Here is a 12,293-nt window from a genome sequence, read left to right on the forward strand (position 1 = left end):
GACAAAATAACTGGTTATTTTGTATGATATAGTAGTCGGAGGTCATTCCAAAAACAGCCATCTCAAAAAGATTTTTCAAGGAAAGTGGCAATATCGAACATTTCCCAATAGGAATTCTGGTATAATCAGGGTGAAGAAAGCCTTTTCACACCAAAGGAGTACATAAAAAGTGAACCCGTATGAAAAAGATACATTATTAAGCTATGAGGAAGTAAAAACGACCAAATTCTTTCTCTGGATCTTTTATTTTTTACTATATTTCTATGATACCTTTCACTATTTTCTTGTTCCTTATTACAGCAAAATGGAATATGGATTGCCAAGGGACGGAATAGGCATATACTATCACGTTTTTCTCACTGCGCTGCTTCCTGTGGCTACGTTTCTTTTTATCAAAAACAAAGTGTATATCATTAAATACCTCTATATCTTTGCCTTTATCCTGATTGATGCCGTAAACATCATGATGATTTATTATGGCACGGATAAGCAATTTACAGCATGGCATATTGAAGAAGCTTTCTTCATCCTGTTTTGTCCTATATTTTTAAATAAAAAGTATTATTGGGTAGTTTCAGTGGGCCTGATTGCGAAGTATATTTTCACAGGGTTGATTCTCGATAGTACTGCTGTTGCACTCCCCTTATTCCTAATCCTCTTTCTCTCTTTCATTTCCTGGGTGTTTCTGAGTCGCTCTATTTCGTATATGAACACGCTAATTACGGTGAACGAAAACATGCGCAGGCAGGAAAAGCTCGCCGTAATTGGAGGAATGGCAACAGCGATCGCTCATGAAATCAAGAACCCTCTTTCCACGCTAAAAGGGTTCACCCAGCTGCAAAAAGAACAGGAAAAGGATAGTGATAGTTTCTATTCGATCATGCTGAAAGAAATTGATAGGATCAATGCCATCCTGAATGACCTGCTTTTCTTAGGGAAGCCAAGTCATTTGCAAAAAACAGAAACGAGTATGGAGAATATCCTCAAATACGTAATTTCTGCCATGAAATTTCAGACGGGTGGGAAGGCTATCGATTTCACCCTAGATATACCTAGCGATATGCCCAAAATCAATTGTGATGAAAACCAGATGAAACAAGTGTTCATCAATTTGATTAAAAACTCTATTGAAGCCATTCCAGTAAAAGGAAGCATCAGCGTATCCGCAGCATTGTACGGAAAAAAAATGAAGATCACGATACAGGACAGCGGAGACGGAATACCAAAGGATGAACTCTCTCGTTTATTCGATCCCTTTTTTACTACGAAGGAAGATGGCACAGGCCTCGGTCTCATTGTTACGAAGAAAATTATCGAAGAGCACCAAGGTGAGATTTGCTTTGAAAGCGAGGAAGGACGAGGGACGACAGCAGTAATCACGCTTAACGTCAGAGAATAATCTGCTAAAAGAAACTAATTTCGCCGGAACAAAAATCAAGTAGAAAATCAACTAGCCCCCTTAGCGATAGAAGGGGGCTTTTTGCCTTTAGGACGTTAACAACAATCGAATCAAAGGTTTTGTGAACACAGTGAAACCGGTTTTTTTGCCTCTAAGGATTAAAAACCTCTCACAAAGTCTTCTAGCATTCTTGCATAAATTTCAACCGATTCCATTTCTACATATTCATCGTCTCCGTGCCAGTTCAAACCGCTTGGACCGAATTCGATGGCGGGGATTCCTTTTGATGCGAAAAAGTGGGTGTCTGCGGAGCCGTGCTGCCCAAAGTAAGTGACGGGTGCCCCTGAATGTTTTTGAATTACGCTGTCGAGTATTCGAACATAGCGATTATCCCGCTTTGTGGCCACAGGAGGACCGGCTACTTTTACCGTGACTTTGCCGCCGGCAATCTCGGAAATCTGCGCAGCGATTTCCTCTTGGTCCTGGCCTGGGAGGTAACGGATATCAAAGGAAAGCTGGCAATAATCGGGGACTTTATTATACACATCGCCGCCGTTTATTTTTGCAAGATTGACAGAGGGATAAGGATAGAATTCCGACCGCTCTTTTAAAAAGGGAAGCTGGCAGATTTGATCATACAGCCGCCATGCTTTCACGATCGCATTTTCTCCCTCCCATGGGCGGCTCCCGTGCGCCGCTTTTCCATCCACTTCAATATCGATGTGGAGGACGCCTTTTGCTTGAAGCGCAACGCCAAGCTGGGTCGGCTCCGAACAAATGACGAAATCACCGACATGCCCGTTCTCTACGAGATAGCCAGTGCCATGAAAGCCCCCGATTTCCTCATCCGATACGATTTGCAGCTGGACCCGGGCACCGAGAGGCTCAGCCATCAGGCGTGACATAGCGTACATCATCGCTGCTACTCCCGCTTTCATATCTGCTGCACCCCGCGCGTATAGCCTTCCGTCTTTTTCAGTGGGAAGAAATTGCGTTTCCTTGCCGCTGACCACATCCACATGGCCATTGAAGATAATCCTTTCCGGCCCATTGCCAATTTCGCACAGCAGCATCCGAAATCCATTGTTTTCTAAGGACGTAACGTTAAATCCGTGATCTTCCAGCCATGACGCACAAAAGTTGACCGCGTGATTCGCTCCTTGTTTTGTCGAACTGTTGATGAGCAAAAGTTCCTTCAGCAAGTTTTTTAAAGAATCCATGGACGAAGCCTCCTGAAAAATTTCTATACTACCGTACTTACCACAACTGCCTTTTAATCAATCTTTCCTAGCCTATTCTTGTCCATTAGTACTATATTGTATTTTCCTTGTTTATCATGATGGAAAAATGTTTAGCAGGTAATTGCAATTTTAACAAAAATTTACGAAAATTAATGATTATCATCCTATTAAAAATGAGTATTTTAGACATATAATCTTGATATATTGCCAAAATAACCAAAGGGAGCTGATACTCTTGAGGAAGCCTTTTCGTAAAATAGGAAAATCGGTTGTGGCAACGACGATGGCGCTTTCCGTCTTCTCCGCTCCGCTGTCATGGAAGATTGTGTCGGCAGCAAAGCCGGATAAGCCGGGGAAGCATGAAGTCGAGCTGCGCATTCTCGGCACAACGGATATTCATACGCATTTATATCATTATGATTATTACAAGGATGCCACAACGCTTGAATTTGGCCTTGCAAAAACCGCGACGCTCGTCAAGAAAGCTCGTGCAGAAAAAGCAGGCGAGAACACCTTGCTATTCGACAATGGCGACTTGATTCAAGGCAATCCGCTCGGCGATTATAAAGCGAAGGTAGATCCGCTTAAGGAGGGGGAGATGCATCCTGTTTTCAAAGCGATGGAAACAATGGACTATGATGCTGCTACTCCCGGAAACCACGAATTCAACTACGGATTGGATTACTTGGAAGAAGTGCTTGACGATGCGCCAATGCCGTACGTCAATGCAAATGTTTACAAAGATGATCATGATGGAAACCCGCAAAACGATGAGCATTTTTTCAAGCCATACCAAATCATGAAAAAGAAAGTCAAAGATGGCAACGGAAAAACGCAGGTAATCAAAGTTGGCGTCATTGGGGCGGTTACTCCGCAAATTACCCAATGGGACAAGGCAAACCTTGACGGCAAGGTAATCACGAAAGATATCGTGAAGTCAGTGGAAGCGCAAATTCCAAAAATGAAGGAAGAGGGCGCTGATCTTATCGTCGCGCTTGCGCATACTGGAATTGGCGATGAAGCAGCTGTTGAAATGGAAGAGAACGCAGCATACGATTTGACAAAGGTAGAAGGAATCGATGCGATCATCTCAGGCCATAGCCATCTGATCTTCCCTGGTGATTTCAAAGGGCTTCCAGGTGTCGATACAGCAAATGGAACCATCAACGGAGTTCCTGTTGTCATGCCAGGCAACTGGGGCAATCACCTTGGCGTCATCGATCTTTCCTTGAAAAAAGTGAAAGGAAAGTGGGCTGTCCAGTCTGCCAAATCGCAGCTTCGAGCCATTTACGACAAGGCTGCGAAGATTAGCCTTGCGGATCCAGACCCAGAAGTGCTGAAAGCAGTTAAAGAAGATCATGAAGGAACCGTGAAGTATGTCCGCCAGCCTGTCGGAACAACGACTGCCGACATTCATAGCTATTTTGCGCTCGTCCAGGACGATCCTTCGATTCAGATCGTGACAAATGCGCAAAAATGGTATGTGGAAAACAAAGTGAAGGGCACTGCGGATGAAAATCTGCCAATCCTTTCTGCCGGTGCGCCATTCAAGGCAGGAGGCCGAAACGGTGCCAGCTATTATACGTATATTCCTGAGGGAACGATTGCCATCAAAAATGTTTCCGACCTCTACCTGTATCCGAACACTGTTTCGACAGTAAAAGTGAAGGGTGCCGATGTGAAAGAATGGCTGGAAATGTCCGCAGGCCAATTCAACCAAATAAAGCCGGGCGAAGCAGGCGAGCAGCAGCTTATCAACAATGCTTTCCCTACTTACAACTATGACGTCATCGATGGTGTTACTTACGAAATCGATGTGACCCAGCCGGCAAAATACGATACGACCGGAAAAGTGGTCAATGCTGAAGCAAACCGCGTCAAAAATCTGCAGTACGATGGCAAACCGATTGATCCAAACAAAGAATTCCTTGTTGTGACGAACAATTACCGTGCAAGCGGCCAGTTCCCTGGTGTCCGCAACAACACAGGCGTGGAAATGTACCCTGATGAAAACCGCCAGGCAATCATCGATTATATTTCTGCGGAAGGAACGATTGATCCATCAGCAGACAGCAACTGGAAGTTCTCTCCTGTAAGCGGTAGCGCGAACGTTGTGTTTGAGTCTTCTCCAGATGCTAAAAATGCAATTGGCGAAGGTAGCCCGATTCAATATGTAGGCCCTAGTGCAAATAGCTTTGCAAAGTATTCTTATAAACTGCCAGCGCTAAAAAACTTTGAACTTCAGCTGCTTGGCATCAACGATTTTCACGGACAAGTGGATATGTACAACCAAGACCTTAATGCTGGCGACGTTTGAGGTTAGGAATTGATTCCTTATTCGCCGTCACAGGGAACCCTTGCGTAGCAAGGGTTCTTTCTACTTATTCAATCTTAAGTTTTTAGAATATAATTTACTGGGGGTAAGGGTAAGTCCGATTGATATATTTTTCAGTTGGCAGTCATTTTTACATAAGTGGCATTAAGTCATAATGTATACAAAAATGTTAAGGAAAAAAGAAATTTACCTTCCTGGGGGCACTCACCCGTTAAAAGTAGTACGATTCTCAGTAGCTGTTCTTTACTTATTGTCTTTATTCGAATTCGTTTAAGTTTCATTCATTACTTCTGTCTGTTTTAATTATTCAAATATCTTCATAACCTTTTTATCCTAAAAATCCGATAAGCCCCTCTCCGATTAGGATGAGGGGCTTATTTCTCATGTGCATTTTCCAAATTTCTTAGTCCAATGCTGCCTAAGCAGATATTTCTTAATATTTTCCTTCTGTGAAGCAACCTGTTGTTTTTGTAATAGAAGAGCATGTTATTCTAAGAATCTACTATTTGTAAAAGCTATACGGAGCAAAGCATACCCAATGGTAATTCACTTTTCATTTAATAACTATTAAGCTAGAGAATAATGAAATATAACTTAATATACCTAGGTAGGCTTACCTTTCGTGAACCCAGAAGGAATGGCATTAGCTAATATGTAAACCAAAAGAAGAAAGGGGGGCGTTGGGAAAAAAGAGATCCGGAATTTCCCGAAACCTTTTTTGATTGTATTTCTGATTTTCAGTTAGTGGAGGGTATTTCAACTTTAATTCGCCAGGTCCAATTTCACCCTCCGAAAAACCTATTAATGCGACATCTCCTGATTTCCATGCGTATTCATAAATAATACCGGGATCGTCTTTCAATTCTACTCGCTCCAGATAACCGCCTGACTTGTAATCTTTCATAGTTTCTTTTTTCGCGATATTTTCTTCAGAAATACCTTGTTTTTCCATGTATTGATCGATAGCTTTCTCGGCTAAATACTTTTGAACAGGAAATACATAAATAAGAAATACGACAAGCACAGCGACTACAATTGTTATAAAGGTGTACGCTTTTTTCTTTTTAGACACATTAACCCCTACTTGTTTTAATATTTATAAATTTCTGAAATATTAATCTTCCAATTCAAGTCACTTTCAGGCCAGAGATTGGCATGATGCGGACTTTGCTGCCCCATTGCTGTTCGAGGAGCGTCTTGATATCGGAGCCTTTGACGTCTATTTTCACAAGGTTGTTTCCAAAAGGCTGAACCATGTATGCATGAAGACGGACACGTAGAATAGGTGGCGGCGGAGATGGCTACTCAGTTCTTGCAGGAATCCCTGACAAGACTGTCGACGTTGTTGACCTCGAAGCGCTTGTCCGCTACATCAAGGATAAAGGTGTCGTAAATCCCAAAATCGAAGGACGCGTTACAAAACTGTAAAAAATAGCAAAAAAGGAGCAGCCGTGCTAGAAGGCTGCTCTTTTTTGCTTTGAAGTGGTAAATAAGGTATAGGGAAAAAATAGTAAAATGGAATCAAATTTAAAATGTTGAAAGATTTTTTTCGCTGAAAACGTGGAGTTTAATAGCCGATAGAACTAGTTTTCCTCTCTTATAACTCTATCTATAGTTTAATAGTCTTGCCAAAAATACCGGTTTATAAGCGAAAACGCATGATAACTTTATATTAAAAATATTTACAATATTAAATAAAAGATGATATAATCAGTATCAGATTCTTCTGAAAATTTTAGAATCAAATTAGTGATATGGGGGGTATTTTTTTGAAGAAGAAGAGCAGTTTGAAGGTTTTTTCCAGCATCGCTGCTAGTGCTGTCGTAGCATCTTCCCTATTTACCGGGACTTTCGCCGCAGCACAGCAGGAGGCGAAACCTGAAGCGGTAAAGCCTGTGGCAGAATCAGCACCGATTGACTTGAACATTGTCGACCAGGATCGCCTTGCGAACGCACTAAAAGAGAGAGGGCTTATCAAGGAAAGCGCAACGCAGGCAGAAGTGGCGAAAGCAGTCCAAAAGTACCTCGACAAGAAGCAGGGGGAAAAGCCTGGTGTTCATCATGAAGAATCACATGCGAAGGGATTGACGAAAGAGCAGAAGCACTTCGACAAAAAAGCGAAGGATTTCCTATCGAAGCAAAAAGAGAAATTCAGAAAGCAGCTCGATAAAGGACATAAAAACTTCAAAAAAGGGAAACCAACAGGCCCTGCAAAAGTAGGTGCAGCAAAGGATGCAGGCTATAACGGTGCTGTGCGCGAAGACAAAGTGCTTGTCTTGCTCGTCGAGTATGCGGATTTCCCTCATAACAATATCGAGAAGCGAGATGGCTATATGTGGGCGGATGACTTCAACCGCGAGCATTACCAGAAGATGCTTTTCGGCGATGAGGAGTTCACTCTGTTTAACGGGGAAAAAGTACCGACTTTCAAGCAGTACTTTGAAGAGCAGTCTGGCGGCAGCTACACTGTTTCAGGTGAAGTTTCCGAATGGCTGAAGGTACCAGGTAAAGCGGCTGACTACGGTGCGGACAACCCTGCTGGCGGCCATGACAACGCTCCTGGAATCAAGGGAGCGCGCGGCCTTGTCAAGGATGCGTTAAACGCAGCTGTAGCATCTGGCATGAATCTAGCAGACTATGACCATTTTGATCAATACGATATCGATGGCGACGGCAATCAAAACGAAGCGGACGGCCTTGTTGACCACTTGATGATCCTCCACTCCGGTGTTGGACAGGAAGCTGGCGGCGGCAAGCTTGGTGACAATGCGGTATGGTCCCACCGCTGGACAGTAGGAAACGCGCCATATCGCATTCCTGGCACAACCTCATCTGTTCCTAATTGGGGCGGACAAATGGCAGCATTCGACTACACCGTTGAGCCAGAAGATGGCGCAGTTGGCGTATTCGCACACGAATTCGGGCATGATTTAGGCCTTCCGGATGAGTATGACACGCAATACTCTGGCCACGGTGAGCCTGTAGCTTCTTGGTCCATCATGTCTGGTGGAAGCTGGAACGGTAAAATTGCTGGAACAGAACCAACAAGCTTCTCTCCAATGAATAAAGATTACTTCCAAAAAGTAATGGGCGGCAACTGGGCGAACATCTTGGAAGTAGATTATAAGGATATCGATAAGAAGGGAATTGCGACTGTCATCGACCAGAGCGTGACAAAGTCCAAGAACCCTGGCATGGTAAAAGTCAACCTTCCTGGCAAGGAAGTCAAGGGAATCCAGACTCCTTTCGGAAGCAAGTACTATTACAGTGAGAAGGGTGACGATCTTCATACAACCCTTTCGACTCCAGAATTCGATTTGACAAACGCAACGAGCGCGAGCTTCGAATACAAAGCGAATTACGAAGTAGAATTCGACTATGACTATGTGAACGTCTCCGCAGTGACTGCTGACGGTCAAAAAGTTGTAATCGACAAGATCGGTGATAAAAACGTAGCAGGCGGAATGGATACTACAAAAGGACAATGGGCTGATCAAAAGTATGACCTGAGCCAATTTGCCGGCAAGAAAGTGAAGCTTGTTTTTGAATACGTAACAGATGGCGGACTTGCGCCAGAAGGTTTCGCAATGGACGAGCTGAAGCTAGTTGTTGACGGCAAGGAAGTCTTTGCTGACGGTGCAGAAGGCGCTGCTAGTGTTAAGCTTGATGGCTTCATTCAAACAAACGGCACCTTCCTGAAGGACCACTACTACTACATCGAGTGGAGAAACTATGCAGGCTCCGATAAAGCCCTTGAGTTCGCTCGCGGTGTGAAATACAACACTGGTATGGTCGTATGGTACGGCGATGAAAGCTTTGCGGATAACTGGACAGGCGTCCACCCTGGCGAAGGCTTCATTGGTGTCGTCGATTCCCATCCACAAGCAATTGTCGGAAAAATGGCTAATGGCACGCCAACGATCAACCAAAGCACAAGGTACCAAATTGCAGACGCAGCATTCTCTTATGACAAGTCTCCAGCATGGTACATTGAAAACTCTACTCGCGGAACGTATGACTACAAAGGACTTCCAGGTGTCACATCCTTTGACGATTCCCGCACGTACATGAACGAACTCATTCCTGATGCAGGCCGCAAAGTGCCGAACTATGGATTGAAGTTCCAAGTAATTGGCGAAGCGAAGGACAACTCTGCAGGAGCAGTCTGGATCCGCAAATAAGATTGTTAAAGGAAGCATTAGGCTTATTTGCCTGGTGCTTCTTTTTTGAGTGCGAGGGGAGTGCGAAATAATTATATAGAAGCCATAACCCTACATGAAGTTCCCCAACACACCAATCCCGCACAAAACCCTTAAAAATTGTCATTTTCATTGGTTTTTTCGTTGGAGGGATAGCGTTTTTGATGATGGGAGCCGATGTTGTTTAAAAGATTGTTACTGTAACCGGTTACACACTCGGATTTAGCCATGCTTGAGGCTATTGCTGGGAGTCTATCAACGGTAAACAGCGATCTATCAACGGTAAACAGCGATTTATCAACGGTAAATGCCGATTTATCAACGGTAACGCGTCCTATATCAACGGTAAATCGCATTTTATCTACAGTAGCTAGGTGACAGATCTCATTTCAGGATTATTATGGTAAAACCATAACCCTACATGAAGTTCCCCAACACACCAATCCCGCACAAAACCCTTAAAAATTGTCATTTTCATTGGTTTTTTCGTTGGAGGGATAGCGTTTTTGATTATGGGAGCCGATGTTGTTTAAAAGATTGTTACTGTAACCGGTTACCCACTCGGATTTAACCATGCTTGAGGCTATCGCTGGAAGTCTATCAACGGTAAACAGCGATTTATCAACGGTAAATGCCGATTTATCAACGGTAACGCGTCCTATATCAACGGTAAATCGCATTTTATCTACAGTAGCTAGGTGACAGATCTCATTTCAGGATTATTATGGTAAAACCATAACCCTACATGAAGTTCCCCAACACACCAATCCCGCACAAAACCCTTAAAAATTGTCATTTTCATTGGTTTTTTCGTTGAATGGGAGCATGTTAAAAACAAATTCTGCACGCTAACCCAACTTTTGCGCTCGATCTAATCTGGCGCCCTCCTCTTCGGACGCAGGCGCGCTGGACTTATCGCCTTGTTTTCGATACTATTCAATAAGAGATGAACTGAAGGAGAATACCCATGAATCAGAATCTAATAAATGAGTTGAAACCCTTTTTACAAAGCGCTTGGGAGAAGGCTGGTTTCACAGCGCTTACTTCCGTACAGTCGGAAGCGATTCCGCTGATCCTCGAAGGGCGCAACTTGGCCGCTGAGTCGCCGACAGGGACGGGCAAGACACTTGCCTACTTACTGCCGGTGCTTTCGCGAATCGACGTGGCGAAGAAAAATCCTCAAGTTGTCATTTTGGCACCTTCGCAGGAGCTGGCGATGCAGATTCTTTCGGAGGTCCATAAGTGGACGGAAGGAAGCGGTATCACTTCCACTTCCCTCATTGGCGGAGCGAACCTGAAGCGCCAGATCGAAAAGCTGAAGAAAAGCCCGCAAGTCATTGTCGGCACACCAGGAAGAACGAATGAGCTGATAAGCCAGAAAAAATTAAAGATGCATGAAGTGCGCATGGTAGTGCTCGATGAAGGCGATCAGCTGCTTGTACCGGAGCATCGTGCAACGGTTGAAAAAATCGTCAAGTCCACGCTTGCGAGCCATCGCCAAGTGGTGCTCGTTTCGGCAACGCTTCCGAAGCATACGGAGCAGGTTGCAAGTGAGATAATGGATGAGCCGGATATCCTGCGAATCAAGAAGGATGAAACGATCGATTCCGCTATCGTGGAGCACGGTTACTTTTTCCGAGATCCGCGCGAAAAAATCAAGGTGCTTGAAAAAATGTCGCGACTCGATGAGGCGAAGGTTCTCGTTTTCATGAAGGATATCGGCAATTTGACAGTCGCAGCGGAGAAGCTGCAGTTCAATGGGATTCAGGTTCGAATCTTGCATAGTGACCTTAACAAGCAGCAGCGTGCCAATAATCTCAAGCAATTTCGGGAAGGGGGAACCGAAATGCTGCTTGTGACGGATGTGGCAGCCCGCGGACTTGATATTAAGGGAGTCACGCATGTCGTTCATTATGACTTCCCGCGCAGTCTGGAGCAGTACGTCCATCGCTCAGGCAGAACAGGTCGTTTCGGCGCAGAGGGAACAGTCCTCTCTATTGTGAATGAACGCGAACTCCGCGACTTGAAAAAATATTGCAAAGAACTTGGCAAAACGCCTTCAGAGAAGGAATTTTACAAGGGGAAACTGATTCCTGCTGAAGAAAGGTAACAGCGTATATTTCCCTGATGTCTGCACATACTACCTCTGTAGCCTTCATAAAGGAGGAGTGGTCATGGGTAGACAGAAATTGGGCAACGCAAACGCTCAGCGAAACAACAACAAGAAAAAAGGCCATCGCACAAGTGAAGAACTCGTTGAATTCACAACAGGGCAAAAAGAAAAGAAAGTGAACAACCCGATTGACTAATATTCCAAGTCCCCCTCTCTTAATGGGGGATTTTTTGGTTTTATAATGGGTATAGATTATTCACAATGGGATATGGAGGAAACAACCGTGGAGAAAAGGAACGTCAGGGACTTGTCAAGCCAGTTTGAAGCGGCTTTTAACCGGATTCATAAGGCACTGAAGGAAATGGTGAAGAAATCGGAGAATAATTCCTTTGTTGAACTGCTTTATACCGGGTATAAAAGCAATTCACTTATCAGGAAATATAAGAATGAACTGCATCAGTTCGCAAAACTGCGCAATGCCATTGTCCATGAAAAAATTGATATCGATTACTATATCGCTGAGCCGCACAAAGAAGTGGTCGATCGGATTGGAGAAATCGCTTTCCACTTTGAAAAGCCCCAGCTTGCTGTTTCCATCGCCACCTCGCCTGTTTTTTATTATTATGAGGATAGTTACCTAAAAGATGTGCTAAAGATAATCAACAAATTCGAGTTCACAAGATTTCCCGTCTATGACCGGGACGGGGAATACACGGCGCTCTTGACATCAACCGAAATCATTCAGTGGATGGCAAAGCAGATTACAAGCACGTCGATCACCATTGAGAATGTAAAGGTGTCCGAGCTATTATCGAATAAAAAGAACTATTACGTCCGCTTTGTGGCAGAGAATGCCACGCTGTTCGAAGTGGAGGAATTATTCGAGGAATACCATACACGGGATAAGAAACTGCAGGCTGTCATTATTACGAAAAAAGGGAAGCCGAATGAAAAGGCGAAGGGCATCATCACGCCTTGGGATTTACTCGATAACGACTGATGGAAA

General features: G+C 44.1%; 11 protein-coding genes. 6 read left to right on the forward strand and 5 right to left on the reverse strand.

Annotated features, from left to right (window positions below):
- Positions 1–169: 169 nt before the first annotated feature.
- Positions 170–1,399, forward strand: coding sequence for an ATP-binding protein (locus BQ5796_RS00690; protein WP_071458513.1), 1,230 nt, complete (start codon positions 170–172; stop codon positions 1,397–1,399).
- Positions 1,400–1,557: 158 nt separating this feature from the next.
- On the opposite strand, the gene BQ5796_RS00695 is transcribed toward BQ5796_RS00690, so the two are convergent.
- Positions 1,558–2,619, reverse strand: a complete 1,062-nt coding sequence (locus tag BQ5796_RS00695; RefSeq protein ID WP_071458514.1) for a M20 family metallopeptidase — start codon at positions 2,617–2,619, stop codon at positions 1,558–1,560.
- Between the two features lie 304 nt (positions 2,620–2,923).
- On the opposite strand from BQ5796_RS00695, the gene BQ5796_RS00700 reads away from it, so the two are divergent.
- Positions 2,924–4,957, forward strand: coding sequence for a bifunctional 2',3'-cyclic-nucleotide 2'-phosphodiesterase/3'-nucleotidase (locus tag BQ5796_RS00700; protein WP_083413151.1), 2,034 nt, complete (start codon positions 2,924–2,926; stop codon positions 4,955–4,957).
- A gap of 661 nt (positions 4,958–5,618) precedes the next feature.
- On the opposite strand, the gene BQ5796_RS00705 is transcribed toward BQ5796_RS00700, so the two are convergent.
- Both BQ5796_RS00705 and BQ5796_RS17210 read right to left on the reverse strand, forming a co-directional pair.
- The gene (locus tag BQ5796_RS00705) at positions 5,619–6,047 is read right to left on the reverse strand and encodes a DUF3139 domain-containing protein (protein ID WP_071458515.1); all 429 of its coding nucleotides are present in this window, start codon (positions 6,045–6,047) and stop codon (positions 5,619–5,621) included.
- Between the two features lie 55 nt (positions 6,048–6,102).
- Complete coding sequence (locus BQ5796_RS17210) at positions 6,103–6,231, reverse strand: 5'-nucleotidase C-terminal domain-containing protein (RefSeq protein ID WP_083413004.1); 129 nt, start codon at positions 6,229–6,231, stop codon at positions 6,103–6,105.
- Positions 6,232–6,729: 498 nt separating this feature from the next.
- Here BQ5796_RS17210 and BQ5796_RS00710 point away from each other — a divergent pair, with 498 nt between their 5' ends.
- The gene (locus BQ5796_RS00710) at positions 6,730–9,156 is read left to right on the forward strand and encodes an immune inhibitor A domain-containing protein (protein ID WP_074033850.1); all 2,427 of its coding nucleotides are present in this window, start codon (positions 6,730–6,732) and stop codon (positions 9,154–9,156) included.
- A gap of 131 nt (positions 9,157–9,287) precedes the next feature.
- Here the strand turns inward: BQ5796_RS00710 and BQ5796_RS17930 are convergent, their stop codons facing one another.
- Entirely contained in the window at positions 9,288–9,530 is a 243-nt protein-coding gene (locus tag BQ5796_RS17930; protein ID WP_141769915.1) for a hypothetical protein, read from the reverse strand.
- 102 nt (positions 9,531–9,632) lie between these two features.
- On the reverse strand, positions 9,633–9,854 hold the full coding sequence (locus tag BQ5796_RS18005; protein WP_159430966.1) for a hypothetical protein: 222 nt from the start codon (positions 9,852–9,854) through the stop codon (positions 9,633–9,635).
- Positions 9,855–10,141: 287 nt separating this feature from the next.
- Between BQ5796_RS18005 and BQ5796_RS00715 the strand changes: the two genes are divergently transcribed.
- From BQ5796_RS00715 to BQ5796_RS00720, 3 genes are all read left to right on the forward strand, one after another.
- Positions 10,142–11,284 (forward strand): DEAD/DEAH box helicase, encoded by a 1,143-nt coding sequence (locus BQ5796_RS00715; RefSeq protein ID WP_071458517.1) that lies wholly within the window; start codon positions 10,142–10,144, stop codon positions 11,282–11,284.
- A gap of 64 nt (positions 11,285–11,348) precedes the next feature.
- Positions 11,349–11,483 carry a hypothetical protein gene (locus tag BQ5796_RS18630; RefSeq protein WP_282956846.1) on the forward strand — a complete coding sequence of 45 codons (135 nt, stop codon included), beginning with the start codon at positions 11,349–11,351 and terminating at the stop codon, positions 11,481–11,483.
- Positions 11,484–11,570: 87 nt separating this feature from the next.
- Positions 11,571–12,287: a CBS domain-containing protein gene (locus BQ5796_RS00720; protein WP_234969283.1), complete on the forward strand. Its 717-nt coding sequence runs from the start codon at positions 11,571–11,573 to the stop codon at positions 12,285–12,287.
- The last annotated feature ends 6 nt before the right edge of the window (positions 12,288–12,293 follow it).

The organism is Bacillus massilinigeriensis (genome assembly GCF_900111815.1).
Classification (GTDB): Bacteria; Bacillota; Bacilli; order Bacillales; family Cytobacillaceae; genus Mesobacillus_C; species Mesobacillus_C mediterraneensis.

What these genes read in the sequence shown, in the direction of transcription:
- BQ5796_RS00695 (WP_071458514.1), bottom strand. Translation starts at nt 2,619, where the DNA reads ATGGATTCTTTAAAAAACTTGCTGAAGGAACTTTTGCTCATCAACAGT.
- BQ5796_RS00700 (WP_083413151.1), top strand. Translation starts at nt 2,924, where the DNA reads ATGGCGCTTTCCGTCTTCTCCGCTCCGCTGTCATGGAAGATTGTGTCG.
- BQ5796_RS17210 (WP_083413004.1), bottom strand. Translation starts at nt 6,231, where the DNA reads ATGGTTCAGCCTTTTGGAAACAACCTTGTGAAAATAGACGTCAAAGGC.
- BQ5796_RS00710 (WP_074033850.1), top strand. Translation starts at nt 6,730, where the DNA reads ATGGGGGGTATTTTTTTGAAGAAGAAGAGCAGTTTGAAGGTTTTTTCC.
- BQ5796_RS17930 (WP_141769915.1), bottom strand. Translation starts at nt 9,530, where the DNA reads ATGCGATTTACCGTTGATATAGGACGCGTTACCGTTGATAAATCGGCA.
- BQ5796_RS18005 (WP_159430966.1), bottom strand. Translation starts at nt 9,854, where the DNA reads ATGCGATTTACCGTTGATATAGGACGCGTTACCGTTGATAAATCGGCA.
- BQ5796_RS00715 (WP_071458517.1), top strand. Translation starts at nt 10,142, where the DNA reads ATGAATCAGAATCTAATAAATGAGTTGAAACCCTTTTTACAAAGCGCT.
- BQ5796_RS18630 (WP_282956846.1), top strand. Translation starts at nt 11,349, where the DNA reads ATGGGTAGACAGAAATTGGGCAACGCAAACGCTCAGCGAAACAACAAC.